Source organism: Streptomyces erythrochromogenes (assembly GCF_036170895.1).
Lineage (GTDB): Bacteria > Actinomycetota > Actinomycetes > Streptomycetales > Streptomycetaceae > Streptomyces > Streptomyces erythrochromogenes.
The window spans coordinates 852,924-869,901 of sequence record NZ_CP108036.1; the positions used below are offsets into that span (position 1 = coordinate 852,924).

At 72.3% G+C, this 16,978-nt stretch carries 14 protein-coding genes and 2 pseudogenes; 8 read left to right on the plus strand and 8 right to left on the minus strand.

The genetic code is table 11. The features are described from left to right. The 5 genes from OHA91_RS04095 to OHA91_RS04115 form a co-directional block, all read right to left on the minus strand. Entirely contained in the window at positions 1 to 1,059 is a 1,059-nt protein-coding gene (locus OHA91_RS04095; protein WP_266495226.1) for an iron-siderophore ABC transporter substrate-binding protein, read from the minus strand. Between the two features lie 76 nt (positions 1,060 to 1,135). Continuing rightward, positions 1,136 to 2,011: an ABC transporter ATP-binding protein gene (locus tag OHA91_RS04100; protein ID WP_266495223.1), complete on the minus strand. Its 876-nt coding sequence runs from the start codon at positions 2,009 to 2,011 to the stop codon at positions 1,136 to 1,138. A 39-nt stretch (positions 2,012 to 2,050) separates the two neighbouring features. After that, the gene (locus OHA91_RS04105; protein WP_408059150.1) at positions 2,051 to 3,157 is read right to left on the minus strand and encodes a FecCD family ABC transporter permease; all 1,107 of its coding nucleotides are present in this window, start codon (positions 3,155 to 3,157) and stop codon (positions 2,051 to 2,053) included. Beyond that, complete coding sequence (locus tag OHA91_RS04110; protein ID WP_328738602.1) at positions 3,154 to 4,212, minus strand: FecCD family ABC transporter permease; 1,059 nt, start codon at positions 4,210 to 4,212, stop codon at positions 3,154 to 3,156. The genes OHA91_RS04105 and OHA91_RS04110 overlap by 4 nt, the downstream gene beginning before the upstream one ends. A gap of 61 nt (positions 4,213 to 4,273) precedes the next feature. Beyond that, positions 4,274 to 5,632, minus strand: a complete 1,359-nt coding sequence (locus tag OHA91_RS04115; RefSeq protein ID WP_328738603.1) for a lysine N(6)-hydroxylase/L-ornithine N(5)-oxygenase family protein — start codon at positions 5,630 to 5,632, stop codon at positions 4,274 to 4,276. A gap of 273 nt (positions 5,633 to 5,905) precedes the next feature. On the opposite strand from OHA91_RS04115, the gene OHA91_RS04120 reads away from it, so the two are divergent. The 3 genes and pseudogenes from OHA91_RS04120 to OHA91_RS39815 form a co-directional block, all read left to right on the plus strand. After that, the gene (locus OHA91_RS04120) at positions 5,906 to 6,853 is read left to right on the plus strand and encodes a methionyl-tRNA formyltransferase (RefSeq protein WP_266495213.1); all 948 of its coding nucleotides are present in this window, start codon (positions 5,906 to 5,908) and stop codon (positions 6,851 to 6,853) included. Positions 6,854 to 7,090: 237 nt separating this feature from the next. Further along, positions 7,091 to 7,333, plus strand: a pseudogene (locus OHA91_RS04125) (short-chain fatty acyl-CoA regulator family protein); the annotation flags it as partial. Continuing rightward, positions 7,234 to 7,581: pseudogene (locus OHA91_RS39815) on the plus strand (short-chain fatty acyl-CoA regulator family protein); the annotation flags it as partial. The pseudogenes OHA91_RS04125 and OHA91_RS39815, both read left to right, overlap by 100 nt. On the opposite strand, the gene OHA91_RS04130 reads toward OHA91_RS39815, so the two are convergent. The 3 genes from OHA91_RS04130 to aceA all read right to left on the minus strand — a co-directional run bounded on the left by OHA91_RS04130 (position 7,485) and on the right by aceA (position 11,392). Then, positions 7,485 to 8,357, minus strand: coding sequence for a 3-hydroxybutyryl-CoA dehydrogenase (locus OHA91_RS04130; RefSeq protein ID WP_266495210.1), 873 nt, complete (start codon positions 8,355 to 8,357; stop codon positions 7,485 to 7,487). The pseudogene OHA91_RS39815 and the gene OHA91_RS04130 sit on opposite strands and share 97 nt — an antisense overlap. Next, positions 8,354 to 9,946, minus strand: coding sequence for a malate synthase A (gene aceB / locus OHA91_RS04135; RefSeq protein ID WP_328738604.1), 1,593 nt, complete (start codon positions 9,944 to 9,946; stop codon positions 8,354 to 8,356). Before aceB ends, OHA91_RS04130 begins: the two co-directional genes overlap by 4 nt. A gap of 156 nt (positions 9,947 to 10,102) precedes the next feature. Then, the gene (gene aceA / locus OHA91_RS04140) at positions 10,103 to 11,392 is read right to left on the minus strand and encodes an isocitrate lyase (protein WP_266495205.1); all 1,290 of its coding nucleotides are present in this window, start codon (positions 11,390 to 11,392) and stop codon (positions 10,103 to 10,105) included. A 386-nt stretch (positions 11,393 to 11,778) separates the two neighbouring features. On the opposite strand from aceA, the gene OHA91_RS04145 reads away from it, so the two are divergent. The 5 genes from OHA91_RS04145 (at position 11,779) to OHA91_RS04165 (ending at position 16,905) form a co-directional block, all read left to right on the plus strand. Next, positions 11,779 to 13,185, plus strand: a complete 1,407-nt coding sequence (locus OHA91_RS04145; protein WP_266495203.1) for a short-chain fatty acyl-CoA regulator family protein — start codon at positions 11,779 to 11,781, stop codon at positions 13,183 to 13,185. Between the two features lie 161 nt (positions 13,186 to 13,346). Beyond that, positions 13,347 to 13,598 carry a hypothetical protein gene (locus OHA91_RS04150; RefSeq protein WP_328738605.1) on the plus strand — a complete coding sequence of 84 codons (252 nt, stop codon included), beginning with the start codon at positions 13,347 to 13,349 and terminating at the stop codon, positions 13,596 to 13,598. A gap of 53 nt (positions 13,599 to 13,651) precedes the next feature. Continuing rightward, complete coding sequence (locus OHA91_RS04155; RefSeq protein WP_328741069.1) at positions 13,652 to 15,934, plus strand: heavy metal translocating P-type ATPase; 2,283 nt, start codon at positions 13,652 to 13,654, stop codon at positions 15,932 to 15,934. Then, a complete protein-coding gene (locus OHA91_RS04160) occupies positions 15,934 to 16,539 on the plus strand; it encodes a copper chaperone PCu(A)C (RefSeq protein WP_328738606.1) in 606 nt (201 codons plus the stop codon). Before OHA91_RS04155 ends, OHA91_RS04160 begins: the two co-directional genes overlap by 1 nt. A gap of 123 nt (positions 16,540 to 16,662) precedes the next feature. Next, positions 16,663 to 16,905: a DUF6296 family protein gene (locus OHA91_RS04165; RefSeq protein ID WP_266495195.1), complete on the plus strand. Its 243-nt coding sequence runs from the start codon at positions 16,663 to 16,665 to the stop codon at positions 16,903 to 16,905. Positions 16,906 to 16,978: the final 73 nt, after the last annotated feature.

Here is a 16,978-nt window from a genome sequence, read left to right on the forward strand (position 1 = left end):
TCAGCCGGCCGACTTGACGAGTTCGTCGATCGCGTAGGGCAGGGAGAGCAGGGTGCCCTGGGACATGGCCGCGCCGACGGCCGGGCCCTCGCTGTCCAGGAGGTAGGAGACCTTCCCGTTCTTGACCGCGTTCAGGTTGGTGAAGAGCTCGAACTTCTTCAGCGCTTCCTGGTCCGCCTTGTCGGCGATGACGAAGATGCGGTCGACGTCGACGAGGTCCATGCGCTCCGGGGAGAGCGTGGTGTAGAACTTGCCGTCGGCGATCTTGTCGATCTCGGTCTGGCCCTTGTAGCCGATGCCCGTCACCAGCCGGCCGCGCACGTCGGTGGTGGTGAAGGGGGCCACCGAGTCCTTGTACCAGGACAGCGCGACGGCGGTCTGGTTCGCGAAGTCGGGGTGCGCCTTCTTGGCCGCGTCGAGCTTGTCCTGGATGCCCTTGACCAGTTCGGTGCCCTTGGCCTCCTGGCCCAGGGCCTTGGCGATGTGCACGGCGTTGTCCTGCCAGGGGGCGCTGAACGGCTCCTTCTCGGCCTTGGTCCGGCCCACCGTCGGTGCGATCTTGGTGAGCTTGTCGTAGGCGGCCTGGTCGATCTCGGAGTAGACCGCGATGATCAGGTCCGGCCGCAGGGCGGCGATCTTCTCGTAGTTCGGGCCGGCATCGCCGTTGTTCATGACGACCTCGGGGCGGGCGTCGCCCCACTTGTCCTTCGTCCAGGGCCACTGGGTGTTGATGTCGGGACTCGTGCCGGGCGGGTTGGGGTACTGGTCGACCATGCCCACCGGCTTGATGCCGAAGGCGAGGATGGCCTGGTCGTCGGTGTAGCCGACGGAGACGACGCGCTTGGGGGCCTTGTCGACCTTCGTGGATCCGAAGGCGTGCTCCACGGTGACCGGGAAGGTGCCGGCCGCGGCGGCCGGGGCGTCACCGCTCTTCTTGTCGGCCGGGTCCTCCGTGTCGGATCCGCATCCGGCCAGGAGGCCCACCCCGAGCGCGGCGGCGGACACCGCCGCCGCGACCCGCGCCCAGGGATTCGTGACTGTCCTTCGATGGAGAAGCATCCGCAATCCCTTGCTTTCGTGCTGTCCATTGCACCCCCGGCCGAGGGCAGGCACACAGTATCGCGCTCAAGTGAGGCTAGCCTAGCCTTACTTGAACCGTATCTTTGTCCATCTGTTCCGGTCGCACGTGGGCACGGCCGATCGGCACGATGAGGGGCCTGTCCCCCACCGGGTCGTCGATCACCTTGGCACGCAACCCGAAGGCTTCGTGCAGCAGATCGGCGGTGATCACGTCGCGCGGGTGCCCCTGCGCCAGGATCGATCCCGCCTTCATCACGATGAGGTTGTCGCTGTAACGGGTGGCCAGATTCAGGTCGTGCAGCACGAGGACCACCGTGCATCCGGACTCGTGGAGGTCGTCCACCAGATCGAGCACGTCGATGGCGTGCGCCAGGTCCAGGTACGTGGTCGGCTCGTCGAGCAGCAGCAGATCGGTGCCCTGGGCCAGGGTCATGGAGATCCACACGCGCTGGCGCTGGCCGCCGGACAGCGCGTCGACCGGTCGGTCGGCCAGGTCGGACACCCCGGTCATGGCCAGCGCGCGCTCCACGACGGCGGCGTCGTCCGACGACCACTGCCGCAGCCAGCTCTGGTGCGGATGCCGGCCCCTGGCGACCAGGTCGGCCACCGTGAGCCCCTCCGGGGCCACGGGGGCCTGCGGCAGCAGGCCGAGCTTCTTGGCCACGTCCCTGGTCCTGAGCCTGGCGATGTCGTCGCCGTCGAGGACGACGGACCCCTTGGTCGGCTTGAGCAGCCGCGAGAGCGTCCGCAGCAGGGTCGACTTCCCGCAGCCGTTGGAGCCGATGATCGTGGTGATCACCCGGGGCGGGACGGCCACGTCGAGGTCGTCGATGACGACCCGGCCCCCGTACCCGACCGTGACGCCTCTGGCGGCCAGCCGTGCGGTGTCCCCGCCCCCGGCCGCGCTCCCGGTGACGTGCTGAGTGGCCACGGTTCCCCCTTGGTTCATGCCTGCCCGAACATGTGTCGATCAACGAAGATTGGCCCGCACCAGGAGGTAGACGAGGAAGGGACCGCCGATCGCGGCGGTGACCACGCCGACGGGCAGGGTGATCGGCAGCGCCGTACGCGCGACCAGGTCCGCGCCGATCAGCAGCAGGGCCCCGGTCATGCCCGAGGCCGCCATCGGCGGCGTCGGGCACCTCGTCAGGCGCATCGCCACCTGCGGCGCCACCAGCGCGACGAAGGAGACCGGCCCGGCCGCGCTCACCGCGACCCCGGCCAGCAGCACCGCGCACAGCAGCAGCACGGCGCGCACCAGCGTGTAGCGCACGCCCAGGCCCGCCGCCACGTCGTCGCCGAGGTGCAGCGGCTTGAACTGGAACGCGGCGCCCGCGACGACGACCGTCAGGGCGAGCGTGCACCAGAGCGCCACCCCTACGTCGTCCCAGGAGCGGTTGTCCAGCGAGCCGATCAGCCAGGCCTGCGCCCGGGCCACGTCCCTGATGTCGGCGGTCACCAGCAGCCAGGTCGTGATGGCCTCCATCACCGCGCTCACGGAGAGGCCGATGAGGATGAGCCGGAAGCCGTCGATCCCGCGGCGCCAAGCCAGGACGTAGACGAGGAGTCCCGTGCCGAGACCACCCGCAAGGGCTGCCCCGGACAGCCCCACGGAGTTGACGACGGCCGTGGCGGTCCCGCCCGACACCGTCACCAGGAACACCGCGACCGCGCCGGCGCCCCAGGTGATCCCGAGGATGTCCGGGCTGGCCAGCGGGTTGCGCGCGATGGACTGGGTGATCGCCCCGGACATGCCCAGCGCGACGCCCACGACGCAGCCGGCCAGGGCCCGGGGCATCCGCAGGTCCATGATCACAAACTCGTCCACCTGCTCGCCCCGGCCCAGGATCGTGGCGATCACCTGGGGCAGGCCGATGGCGAAGTCCCCCACGCCGATGGACAGGCAGAAGACGAGGAACGTCGCCGCCGCCAGCAGGAGCGTGACGCAAACCTGCCACGGCCGCCAGACGAACGACACCCGGCCGAGCCGCACGCCGGGGGCCACCGACGGCTTCGCCCGGGTCACGTCCACGTCGGTCACGTCCATGCCCGTCACGTCCATGTCGGTCCCGTTCATGCGCTCTTGAACTTCCCGCGCCACACCAGGACCGCGAAGAAGGGGGCGCCGAGGAGCGCCACGACGACACCCGCGTCCAGTTCGCCCGGCCTCACCAGCAGGCGCCCGGCGATGTCGCAGACCAGCAGGACGACGGCGCCGAGGAGACCCGCGTACGGCACCAGCCAGCGGTAGTCCGGCCCGGTCAGGTAGCGGGCCACGTGCGCCACCATGAGTCCGAGGAACGCGATGGAGCCGCACGCCGCCGTCGCGGCCCCCGCGAGCAGGGTGATGGCGATGACGCCGACGGTCCGGTGCAGGGCGATGTTGACGCCCAGGCCCCGGGCGACGTCGTCGCCCAGGTTGAGCAGGTTGATGGCGGGCAGCGTGGTCAGCGCCAGCAGCAGCCCGGCCGCGACGAAGGCGGTCACCGGCCAGATGACGCCGAATCCGACGCCGGCCACCGAGCCCGCGTTCCAGAAGCGCAGCGCGTTCAGGGACGCCTTGTCGGACAGTGCGACCGCCGTGGTCATGGCCGCGAGGAACACGGTGACCCCCTGTCCGGCCAGCGCCAGCGTCAACGGGTTGCCGGCTCCCCGGCCGATGCTGGCCAGCCCGAACACGAGGACGCCCGCGACCGCCGCCCCGGCGAAGGCGAACCAGACGTACTGGAACGGGTTCGCGAAGCCGAAGACGGCGATCACCGAGACCACGGCGAACGAGGCGCCCGCGTTCACACCCAGCAGGCCGGTGTCGGCGATCGGGTTGCGCGTGAAGCCCTGGATCAGCGCCCCGCCGACCCCCAGTGCCACTCCGGCCACCGTGGCGAGCACCGTGCGGGGGACCCGTACGGTCTGCACGATGAGCCGGATCTCGGTGAGCCGGTGGTCGCCGCCGGGCCCGGCCGACAGCCCGTACCAGACCTCGGACGGGCTGAGCCCGCGCGCTCCGACGCCCAACGACACCACCACCGCGGTCAGGAGGATCAACAGGAGCGTGACCGAACCGACAACTCGCCGCTTGCGCGCCCGCGTTGCACCCCTCGGCACGGGGTGTTCCACTGCAATCGTGCTCATGTCGCCGTACGTCATCCCTTCGATCCACCGGTGGACTGGAGTCAGTGGAATTGGGCGCCGGTCAGCGGGCGGCGGTGCTGCCGGTGCCCCCGGCGACCGTACGGGCCTCGTCGGAACCGGACTTGAGGCCGCGCCCGAGGAGCGAGTCCAGGATCTCGCCGACCCTGACGGCGGTGTTGGACAGCAGGGACGAGGTGATGCCGTGCGTGTGCTCCGTCCCGCCCTGAACGTAGATGCCGCAGCGCAGCGCGGAATCGGTCGCGATGCGGTAGTCGCGCTCGACCCGGAGGCGGCCCTCGTCGTCGCGCAGGCACCGCTCGGCGGCCTCGCCGAGCAGGCCGAGGGGGTCGGCGGGGCGGTACCCGGTCGCGAAGACCACGACGTCCGCGTCCAGTTGGGTCTCCTCACCGGTGACGAGGGACTGCACGGTCGCGTGGACGCCCGCCACGGTCTCCCTGACGCCGGTCAGCCGCGAGACGTTGAGGAAGCGGAGGCGCTCGGTGCCCAGGACCTTCTCCTGGTACATCTGCCGGTACAGGTCGTCGATCAGGTCGACGTCCACCACGGAGTAGTTGGTGTTGCCGTGGTAGTCCATGAGCCGGCGCTTGACGTCCTCCGGCGCGGCGAAGAACTCCCCCACGGCGTCGGGGTCGAAGATCCGGTTGGCGAAGCCGCTGTCGTCGGCGGGGCTGTACCCGTAGCGGGAGAAGACGGCGCACACCTCGGCCCCGGGGAAGCGGCGGTGCAGGTAGGCGACGTTCTCGGCGGCGCTCTGCCCGGCGCCGACGACGACGAACCGGGAGGGGACGGCGGCGTCCAGGCCGTCGACCTTCGTCAGCAGGTCGGAGTTGTGCCAGACGCGGTCGGTGCGCTCCACCCCGTCCGGCATGAAGGGGCGCAGGCCCGTTCCTATGACGACGTTGCGGGCCCGGTGGAGGGCGAGTCCCTCCCCGGACCGGACGGTGACGTCCAGGTGCTCCACCACTCCGTCCCGGGTGACGGGCGTGACCCCGACGACCTCGTGGCCGTAGGAGACCATGTCGTCGACCTTGTCCGCGGCCCATTCGAAGTAGTCGTGGAACTCGACGCGCAGCGGGAAGAGGTTCTTGTGGTTGATGAAGTCGATCAAGCGCCCCTTGCTCTTGAGGTAGCACAGGAAGCTGAACTCGCTCGCCGGGTTCCGCAGCGTCACCAGGTCCTTGAGGAAGCTCACCTGCATCGTCGCGTCGTCGATGAGCATCCCGCGGTGCCAGCCGAAGCGTGGCTGCTGTTCGAAGAAGTGGGCGTTGATCGCTTCCTGTCCGCCGACGCGTAAGTTGTGCTCGCTGACCGCGATCGCCATGGCCACGTTGGACGGCCCGAAGCCGATTCCAATGAGATCGTGGACCACCGGGGCTTCGCCAGGACGAACCTGTGCCATGTCACTCCCATCGTGCGAGGGCGGCCACCGTGCCGTGGGGACAGGCAGCCGTCGGTCGGGCAGCGCCGAGCCCGGAATTCGGGCATGCCGACGAACCCACGACCATGAGACTTAGGCAAGGCTAAGCTCATTACGAGGAGACTGTCGATAGACAAAACGGACGGTCACCCTTCCGAGTGATCTTCAACTCCCGTGCAAATAAGGGCCATTGCACGCTTAGGCAAGCCTTGCTTTACTCAACATGGCCAACCCCCTGCGCTGAGGAGGAACCCCATGCGGGTCGTCATGTTCGGTTACCAGACCTGGGGGCACCGCACCCTGCAAGCCCTCCTGGACTCCGAGCACGACGTGGTCCTGGTCGTGACGCACCCCAAGAGCGAGCACGTCTACGAGAAGATCTGGAGCGACTCCGTCGCCGACCTCGCCGAGGAGCACGGGGTCCCCGTGCTGCTCCGCAACCGTCCCGACGACGACGAGCTGTTGGCGCGCCTCAAGGAGGCGGACCCGGACATCATCGTGGCCAACAACTGGCGGACCTGGCTCCCGCCGCGCGTGTTCGACCTCCCGCGCCACGGCACCCTGAACGTGCACGACTCGCTGCTGCCGAAGTACGCCGGCTTCTCGCCCCTGATCTGGGCGCTGATCAACGGCGAGAGCGAAGTGGGCGTCACCGCGCACATGATGAACGACGAGCTCGACGCCGGCGACATCGTGCGGCAGGAGGCCGTGCCGGTGGGGCCGAAGGACACCGCCACCGACCTCTTCCACCGCACCGTCGACCTCATCGCGCCGGTCACGGTCGGGGCGCTCGACCTCATCGCCTCGGGGCAGCGGGAGTTCGTCCGCCAGGACCGCTCACAGGCCAGCTTCTTCCACAAGCGCTCCGTCGAGGACAGCCGCATCGACTGGACCTGGTCCGCGGAGGAGCTGGACCGCCTGGTCCGGGCCCAGTCCGAGCCGTACCCCAGCGCGTTCACCTTCCACCGGGGCAGGCGGATCGAGGTCCTGGCCGCCTTCGTCTCGGAGGGCCGGTACGGCGGCACGCCCGGCCGCGTCTTCTACCGCGAGGGCGACGGCGTGGTGATCGTCGCGGGCGCCGACGCCCGCTACGGCCGCAGCCACGGGCTGGCCATCACCCGGGTGCGGACCGAGGACGGCCGCGAGCTGCCCGCGGCCGAGTACTTCACCTCCATGGGCGGGTACCTGACCGCGCGCCCCTGAGCGCCTGCTGCCGCGGCGCCCCCGACGCGCCGACGCCCCGGCCGGGCGCGGCGACGATGCGGAGGGCGGCCGCCCGGCGCCACTGCCCGGGCGCCGGGTGGCCGCCGCCCGCGTACGGCCGGCGCCGCTCAGGGTGGGAGAAGGCGGCGAGGTAGGTGTCGTGGAAGTCCGGTTCGCGGACGGCGGCGCCGTCGGCCCACGGGCTTCCGCTTCTTCCGGCTCGGCGGCACGTGCCCGCTGTGGACGGTCTACCAGGCGTTCTCCGCCCCGAGCCGCATCCTGACCCAGGTCCCCGAGATGCCGGACGGCAAGCGGTACTTCTGGATCGCGCGCAGCGTCGTCAAGGGGGCTACGGGCACCGGGCGCCGCGGGCGGAGTTCGCGGTGGCCCTGGGCTGCGAACTGCGCCACGCGCACCAGCTGGCCCACGCCGAGGGCGTCGCCCTCGACGACGACCGGGCCGCGACGCCGATCGGCCTGCCTGGGCTGCCGGATCTGCGAACGCCGCGACTGCCCCCGAGAACGCCCGCGCCGGGCGACAAGGGCTGTGGGGGTGCGGCGGACACCACTCCGCCGCACCCCGCTCACCGCGCGCTGCCGGGCCCCTCAGCCCGGCGGCGGACCAGGGTCCCTCATCGGCCCTGGTCGTACGTGTGGAACCCGCGGCCGCTCTTGCGGCCCAGCAGTCCCGCCTGCACCATCCGCGACAGCAGCGGGGGCGGGGCGTAGAGGGGTTCCTTGAACTCGTCGTAGAGGGATTCCGCGATGGCGGCGACGGTGTCCAGGCCGATCAGGTCGGCGAGCTTGAGCGGTCCCATCGGGTGGGCGCAGCCCAGTTCCATGCCCGCGTCCACGTCGGTCGCGGTGGCGAAGCCGGACTCGGTCATGCGGATCGCCGAGAGCAGGTACGGGACCAGGAGGGCGTTGACGACGAAGCCGGCCCGGTCGGTGGAGCGGACGACCGTCTTGCCCAGTGCGTCGCGGGCGAAGGCCTCCACCGCCTCGACGGTCTCCCGGGAGGTGTGGAGCGAGGAGACGACTTCCACAAGGGGGAGCACGGGGACGGGGTTGAAGAAGTGCAGTCCCACGACCCGGTCGGCGCGGCCCGTGGCCATGCCCAGGCGCATGACCGGCAGGGAGGAGGTGTTGGTGGCGAGGATCGCCGCCGGATCCTCGACGATCTTGTCGAGGGCTGCGAAGGTCTCCGTCTTGACCCCGGCGTTCTCCGTGACGGCCTCGATGACCAGCTGCCGGTCGCCGAGTTCGTCGGGACTGCCGGAGAAGACGAGCCTCGCCAGGGCGTCCTCGGCGGAGATCCGGTCCAGTTTGCCGCGCTGGACGGCTCGTTCGAGGGACATGGCGACCCGTTCGCGGGCCGCCAGGGCGGTGGTGGCGTCGGCCTCGCAGACGACGGTGTCGAGTCCGGCGCGGGCGCAGACCTCGGCGATGCCGGCGCCCATCTGCCCGCCCCCGACGATGCCGACCCGGCGGATCGGGGCGGTCACGACGCCGCTCCCGCCGGGCGGACCAGGTGGCGACTGTAGGCGTCGGGGGTGAAGAAGGCCGGCAGGTCCCGTTCGAGGGCGGCCCGTTCCAGGACGGCCCGGGCCTGCGGCACCAGGGCGCCCGGCTGCTCCGCGGCGAACGCGGCGCACTCCTGGTCGAGGACGGCGAGCAGGTCCTCGCGGGCGACGGTACGGTGGCGCAGCCACTGCCACAGCTGGACCCGGGCTATCTCGGCAGTCGCGGCGTCCTCCATGAGCCCGTTCAGGGCAACGGCCCCGTGACCGCGCAGCCATGCCTCGAAGTACCGCAGGGCGACGGTGACGTTGGCGCGGACCCCCTCCGGGGTGGGCGGGCCGCCGATCCGGCGGACCGCGAGCAGGTCGGCTGCGGCGACGTCGACGTCGTCCCGCGTACGGTCGAGCTGGTGCGGGCGGCCTTCGAGCACGAGGTCGAAGACCTCCCGGCAGACGGGGACCAGGCCGGGGTGGGCGACCCAGGAGCCGTCGAAGCCGTCCTCGGCCTCCCGTTCCTTGTCCAGCCGCACCTTCGCCAGGGCGGCCTCGTTGGCCTCGGGGTCCTTGCTGGGGACGTGGGCGGCCATGCCGCCGATGGCGTGGGCTCCGCGCTTGTGGCAGGTCCTGACGAGCAGTTCGGTGTAGGCCCGCATGAAGGGCGCGGTCATGGTGACCTTCGCGCGGTCCGGGAGCTGGAAGTCGGTGCGGTGGCCGAAGGTCTTGATGAGGCTGAAGAGGTAGTCCCAGCGGCCGGCGTTGAGTCCGGCGCTGTGCTCGCGCAGAGCGTGGAGGATCTCCTCCATCTCGAACGCGGCGGTGATCGTCTCTATGAGGACCGTGGCGCGCACGGTGCCGCGCGCAATGCCGAGGAGCTCCTGGGCGAGGACGAAGACGTCGTTCCAGAGCCTGGCCTCCAGCGCGTTCTCCAGCTTGGGGAGGTAGAAGTACGGGCCGTGGCCGGCGTCGATCTGCCGCTGCGCGCAGTGGAAGAAGTAGAGGCCGAAGTCGACCAGCGAGGCGGAGACCGGGCGGTCCCCGACCCGCAGGTGTTCCTCCAGGAGGTGCCAGCCGCGGGGGCGGAGCATGATGGTCGCCAGGTCCGTGCCGAGGCGGTACGCCTTGCCGTCCCCGGTGGTGAAGTCGATGCGCCGCTCGATGGCGTCGAGCAGGTTGAGCTGGCCGCCGACGAGGTTGTCCCAGGTGGGTGCGGTGGCGTCCTCGAAGTCGGCCATCCAGACGCGGGCACCGGAGTTGAGTGCGTTGACCGTCATCCGCCGGTCGGGCGGGCCGGTGATCTCGACGCGGCGGTCGGTCAGGCCGGGGGCCGGGGGTGCCACCCGCCAGTCGGGGTCGGCGCGGACGGCGGACGTGGCGATGGAGAAGTCCAGCGGAGTGCCCGAGACGAGGCGGTCCCTGCGGCGGCGCCGTTCCTTGAGGATCTCCAGCCGGCGGGGCTCGAAGACCGCGTCGAGCCTGCCGATGAACTCCAGGGCCTCGGGGGTGAGGATCTCGTCGTGGCGTTCGCCCGGTGCCGCGAGGACCCGGACCCGGTGCGTGGTTGCGGTGGTGGACATGCGGTCTCCTGACGGAGGCGGGACGGGAGCGGAGGAGCCAGGGCAGGGAGGAGCGGGGCGGGGAGGAGCCGGGGCGGGGAGGAGCCGGGGCGGGCAGGGGCCGGAGCAGGGAGGAGCCGGGGCGGGAGCCGGAGGTCTTCCGGCTCCCGGGACCGGCTAGTGGAACTGCTCCTCCTCGGTGGAACCGGCGAGGGCGGTGGTGGAGGAGGCCGGGTTGACGGCGGTGGAGACCAGGTCGAAGTAACCGGTGCCGACCTCCCGCTGGTGCTTGACCGCGGTGAACCCGTGCTGCTGGGCGGCGAACTCGCGCTCCTGGAGGTCGACGTAGGCCGTCATGCCGTGGTCGGCGTAGCCGCGGGCCAGGTCGAACATGCCGTGGTTGAGGGAGTGGAAGCCGGCCAGGGTGATGAACTGGAACTTGTAGCCCATGGCGCCGAGTTCACGCTGGAACTTGGCGATCTGGTCGTCGTCGAGGGCAGCCTTCCAGTTGAAGGAGGGCGAGCAGTTGTAGGCGAGCATCTTCCCGGGGAACTCCGCGTGGAGGGCCTCGGCGAACTCGCGGGCCTGGCCGAGGTCCGGGGTGCCGGTCTCCACCCAGATGAGGTCGGCGTACGGGGCGTAGGCGAGGCCGCGGGCGATGACGGGGGCCATGCCGTTCCGGACCCGGTAGAAGCCCTCCGCCGTGCGCTCCCCGGTGGCGAAGCGCGCGTCCCGCTCGTCGACGTCGCTCGTCAGCAGGTTGGCGGCCAGCGCGTCCGTACGGGCGATGATCAGGGTCGGGGTGTCCGCGATGTCGGCGGCGAGGCGGGCCGCGTTGAGGGTGCGGACGTGCTGCGAGGTGGGGACGAGGACCTTGCCGCCGAGGTGGCCGCACTTCTTCTCGGAGGCGAGCTGGTCCTCGTAGTGGATGCCGGCCGCGCCCGCCGCGATCATCGCCTTGGTCAGCTCGAAGGCGTTGAGCGGGCCGCCGAAGCCGGCCTCGGCGTCCGCGACGATCGGCGCCAGCCAGTCCGTCGTGTCGGTGCCGCCCTCTGCGGTGGCGATCTGGTCGGCGCGCAGCAGGGCGTTGTTGATGCGGCGCACCACCTGCGGGACGGAGTTGACCGGGTACAGGCTCTGGTCGGGGTAGGTGTGGCCGGCCTGGTTGGCGTCGGCGGCCACCTGCCAGCCGGAGAGGTAGATCGCCTGGAGGCCGGCGCGGACCTGCTGCACGGCCTGTCCGCCGGTCAGCGCGCCGAGGGCGTGGACGTAGTCCAGCTCGTGGAGCTGGCGCCACAGGCGCTCGGCGCCGCGCCGGGCCAGGGTGTGCTCCTCCCGGACGCTGCCGGAGAGCCGCACCACGTCCTCGGCCGTGTAGGTGCGCTCGATGCCCGCCCATCGCGGGTCGCCGGCCCAGCGCTGCTCGAGCTGCTGTGCCGCTGCCGTGGTCGCCTTCGCCTCTGCCATGACCGTCACCGTCTCCGTGAGTCGCTTGATCTGCCAATGCTGTTGCCGGGCGCGGCAGGCATTGGCACTGTGTGCCTGAATCCTGGGTCGCGGCCGCCGGACCCACCGTGGGTGGAGCTGAGCAATGCGCCGGGCTGCGAGTCCGGACTGCCGGGATCTCCGACATCAGGGCGTGAATCGTGCCCCGACCGTCCGTCTCGGCCGCCGGGGTCCGGCGGGCCGCAGCACGACTCTGACACTGGCACCCAGTGCCATCAAGGAGTGCCGTTTGCCAAGTTCTGCGAATCTTCCGACGCCCTTTTGCCAAGTCTGCAAAGGTCGACGGCGGCGCGATCGCCCGTAGTCTGGAGCCCGGCCGAGGGGGCCGCACAAGGGGAGGAGTGCGGGTGGGCAAGACGTACGCGGGGGCGCGCCTGCGGCGGCTGCGCGAGGAACGCCGGATGAGCCAGGCGGAACTGGCCAGGGTCCTCGGCATCTCGCCCAGCTACCTCAACCAGATGGAGCACGACTCGCGCCCGCTCACCGTCCCGGTGCTGCTCCGGCTGACCGAGGCCTTCGGCGTCGACCCCGGCTTCTTCTCCGAGCGCGACACCGGCCGGCTCGTGGCCGACCTGCGCGAGGCCCTCGCCGGAGAGGTCGCCGAGGCCCGGGTCTCCCCCTCCGACCTGGCCGAGCTGGCCCAGCGGATGCCGGCCGTCGCGTCCGTGCTGCTGGACCTGGGCCGGCGCAGCCAACTGCTCGCGGAGCGGCTCGCGGAGACGGCGGACGGCAGGGACGGCGCCGGCGGCGCCGCGCCGCGCTCGCCCCACGAGGAGATCCGCGAGTTCTTCTACCGGAGGCAGAACTACCTGCACGACACCGACCTGGCCGCCGAGGGCCTCGCCCGGGAGATCGCCGTCCAGCGGGGCGACGTGCTCCGTGTGCTGTCGGACCGCCTCGCCGCCCGGCACGGGATCCGGCTGGCAGCCGGCTCCGAGCGCCTGCACCACTTCGACGCGGGGGCGCGGGTCCTGCACCTGTCCGGGCGGCTGCGGCCGGGCCAGCAGGCGTTCCGGATGGCCACCCAGCTCGCCCTGCTGGAGTACGGGGCGGAACTGGACCGGCTGGCGGCCGAGGACTTCCCGCAGGACTCTCCCGCCCACGGCCTGGCCCGGATCGGCATCGCGAACTACTTCGCGGCCGCGCTGATCCTTCCGTACGGCGCCTTCCACACGGCGGCCGAGGAATTCCGGTACGACATCGAGCGGCTCACCGACCACTTCGGTCTCGGCTACGAGACGGTCTGCCACCGCCTCAGCACCCTGCAACGCCCCAGGCTGCGCGGGGTGCCCTTCTCCTTCGTACGGGTCGACCGGGCGGGGAACATGTCCAAGCGGCAGTCCGCCACCGGATTCCACTTCTCCCGCGCGGGCGGCACCTGCCCGCTGTGGAACGTCTACGAGGCCTTCGCCGCGCCCGGCCGCATCCACGTCCAGGTCGCCGCCATGCCCGACGGGCAGCGGTACCTGTGGACCGCGCGCGCCGTGACCCGCCACCGCGGCGGCTGGGGCGAGCCCGGCAAGACCTTCGCGATCGGCCTCGGCTGCGAGATCCGGCACGCCTCCCGGCTGGTCTACTCCGACGGCCTCGACCTCGACAACGTCTCCGCCGCCACGCCCATCGGCATGGGCTGCCGCCTGTGCGAACGGCTCGACTGCCCCCAGCGGGCGGTCCCGCCGCTCGGCCGCGCCCTGGCGGTCGACGAGAACAGCAGCACCTTCGTCCCCTACCCCGTGGTCCCCGGGAAGGGCTGACCGGCCGAAGACCCCCTCGGAGACCGCCCGCAGACCCGCCACAGACCGCCCGCAGACCGGCCGGAGATCGGCGGGAACCGGGCGGGGATCGCATCCGACCACCTGCGCGGAACTGGCGGGGCGGTGGCTCCGTGAGCGAATCCTCGGATCAGGGAATGTCGATGACCGAAGAACAGCAGTCCGCAGTCCAGGCGCCCGCGTCCACGGGGCGGTGGGGCCCTCCCCCGGCACTGACCGGCTTCGTGGTGCTGCTCCTGGCGATGTTCGCCCTCGCGTTCGGGGTCGGGTCGGCGGCCGGTCCGGTGGCCCCCGGCATGCGCAGCACCGTCGGCGACGCCGGCTCCGCCGAGCCGGGCGGGGACATGGGCGGCATGAGCGGCGGCATGGGCGGCATGAGCGGCGGCGGGCGGTGACGGCTGAGGGCGGCACGGTCGCCGGGGTGACCACCGACCTCGTCGTGCGCGGCATGACCTGCGCGGCGTGCGTGAACCGGGTGGAGAAGCGGCTGTCCCGCATCGACGGGGTGACGGCCTCGGTGAACCTGGCCACCGGCCGGGCCCGCGTCCACCACCCGGTGGACGTCACGGCCGAGGAGCTCCTGGCGGCGGTCGAAAAGGCCGGTTACGAGACGGAGTTGGTGCCGCCGCCCGTGCCGCGAGCCGCACCGCGGGCCACGACCGGCCCGGCCGGACCGGTCGATCCGGCCGGTCCGGACCACCCGGATGATCCGGCGGGTCCGACGCGGGAGGAGGCGCGCAAGGACCGCGAACGCCTGCTGATCACCGCGCTGCTCTGCCTGCCGGTCCTCGTCCTGTCGATGGTCCCCGCCCTGCAGTTCCGCAACTGGCAGTGGCTGTGTCTCGTCCTGGCCGCCCCCGTGGTCGTCTGGAGCGCCTGGCCGTTCCACCTGAGGGCGGCCCGGGGGCTGCGGCACGCGTCGGCCACCATGGACACCCTCGTCTCGCTCGGCGTCATCGCGTCCTTCGCCTGGTCCCTGTACGCACTGTTCCTCGGCGGCGCGGGCGATCCCGGCATGCGGATGCCTTTCAGCCTCCTCCCCTCGGCCGGGACGGACGTCGCGCACGTCTACCTCGAGGCGGCGGTCGCCGTCCCCCTCTTCGTGCTGACCGGCCGCCATCTGGAGGCGCGGGCCCGGCGCGGCACGGGTGCGGCACTGCGCTCCCTGGCCGGTCTGGCCGCCAAGGACGTCACCGTGCGGGAGGACGGCAGGGAGCGCCTGCTGCCCATAGAGGAGCTCGTGCCGGGCCAGGGGTTCGTCGTCCGGCCCGGGGAACGGGTCGCCACCGACGGCGTCGTGGTCTCGGGCAGCTCCGCCCTGGACCTGTCGCTGATCACCGGGGAGAGCGATCCCGTCGAGGTGGGCCCCGGCCGGGCGGTGGTGGGCGGGGCCGTCAACATGGGCGGACTGCTCCTCGTACAGGCCACGGCGGTCGGCGCCGACACCCGGCTGGCCCGGATCACTCACCTGGTCACCGAGGCCCAGGCGGGCAAGGCGCGGGCGCAGCGGCTGGCCGACAAGGTGGCGGGCGTCTTCGTCCCGGCCGTGCTGTCCCTGGCCGTCACCGTGCTCGGCTTCTGGCTGGGCGCCGGGGCCGATCCCCAGGCGGCCGTCACCGCGGCCGTCGCGATCCTCGTCGTGGCCTGCCCGTGCGCCCTGGGCCTGGCCACCCCCACCGCCCTCATGGCCGCCACCGGCCGTGGCGCCCGCCTCGGCATCCTGGTCAAGGGGCCGCCGTCGCTGGAGGCCCTGCGGCACGTCGACGTGATCGTCCTGGACAAGACCGGCACCCTCACCACGGGCCACATGTCCGTCGTACGGGTCACGGAGACCGCCGGCGGGATCGGCCGGGACGCGGCCGTCCGGCTGGCCGGGGCGGTGGAGCAGGGTTCCGAGCACCCGCTGGGCCGCGCTGTCGCCTCGTACGCGCAGCGCGCCGCGGCCCAGGGCCCGCTGCCGGGGGTCGCCGCCTTCCTGGCCGTCCCCGGCAGCGGTGTCGCGGGGATCGTGGAGGGCCGCCGGGTGGAGGTTCGCACTCCGGGCGAGGGGCTGCCCGCGTCGCTGGCGCAGGCACTGGCCGAGGCGGAGGCCTCCGCGCTCACCCCGGTCCTGGTCCGGGTGGACGGCTTCGACGAGGCGCTCATCTCGCTGGGCGACGTCCTGCGGCCCGGCAGCTACCGGGCGGTCGACCGGCTGCGGCGCCTGGGCGTGGAGCCGGTCCTGGCCACCGGCGACCGGGAGGCCACCGCGCGGGCCGTCGCCCGCGAGCTCGGCATCACCGAGGTCCACGCCCACTGCACCCCGGAGGGCAAGGCCGCGCTGGTACGGGAGTTGCGGGGCGGGGGCCGGCGGGTGGCCGTGATCGGCGACGGCGTCAACGACGCCGCGGCCCTGGCGGAGGCGGACCTCGGGATCGCGATGGGCAGCGGCACGGACGTGGCCATCGGGGCCGCCGACGTGACCCTCGTACGGGGTGACATCGAGGCGGTCGCCGACGCGGTCCGCCTCGCCCGCCGCACCCTGGCGACGATCCGGCTCAACCTGGTCTGGGCGTTCGGCTACAACGCGGTGACCGTCCCCCTGGCGGCCGTGGGCCTGCTGGGCCCGATGCTCGCCGCGGCCGCGATGTCCGCCAGCTCGGTCCTCGTGGTGGCCAACAGCCTGCGCCTGCGCACCTGGCAGCCCGCGCCGAGGCGCCCGGGCTCCCCCGTCGGAAAGGCTTCGCGTTGATGAACGACCTCGTGCGGACGGTGAACCGGTCGGTGGGCAGGAAGGTGCGGCGGACGGTGCGGCGGACGGTGGGCCGGGCCGCGGCGCGGACGGTGAAGGCGGCGGCGGAATTCCGCGGTCCGGGCCGCCGGAGCCTGCGCGACGGGCTGCTCGCCACGCTGGTTCCCGTGACGGCCTGCATGGCGATGCTGGTGGCGCTGACGGCGTGGACCAAGGCGGGGGCCGCGGGCACTCCGGCGCGGATCGACGTCGGCGTGGGGCAGGTCTTCCTCCCGTACGCCGGCAGGGAGCGCACCGCGGCCTTCTTCCGGATCGCCAACACCGGCGGATCCGACGACCAGCTGGTCTCGGTGACCTCGCCGGCCGCGGACGAGATCATGCTGAACCGGCACGAACGCGTCGGCGAGGGCGGCGACGCGATGCGCGCGGTCCCCTCGGCGAACATCCCGGCGGGGTCCGTCGTGCACATGACGCCGAGCACCCTGGACCTGATGGTCAGGGTGAAGACCCGCCGCCAGGTGGGCGACGCCGTCCCGTTCGTCCTGCACTTCCGCCGCAGCGGCCCGGTGGCGGCGGTGGCGTTCGTGGTGCGCCCCGGCAGCTGACCCCGGGCGGGCCGGCCGGCCCCGGCTCCGGCCAGGACAGGGCGGCGGGCCGGGCTTAGCGTGGCAGGTGGGAAGTCGGCCACCCGCCGGCGAACGGCAGACGTCACGGCAGGAGGGTCGGCCATGGGTACGGTGCACGGCGACGCGGAAGCCTACGAGGTGGTCTTCGCGGCCGCGGACGGGGTCGGGGAGGACGTCGTCCGGATGACCCGCACCAGCGCGGCGGGACCGGGTGGGCACCCCGTTTACGAGGACGCCACCGGCATCGTCCGGGCGGAGATCAGCAGCGGCGGCGAGGTACGGGTGCTGGCGACGGGCGGAGGCCAGCAGCCGGCCCGCGTGCTGCGGGCCCGGGCGGTGACCTGACGCACGTCGGGAACCTCCGGGAGAACGATCACCGCCGGCACGGCGTTCCGCCATCCGGCCGAAGCCGGGCACG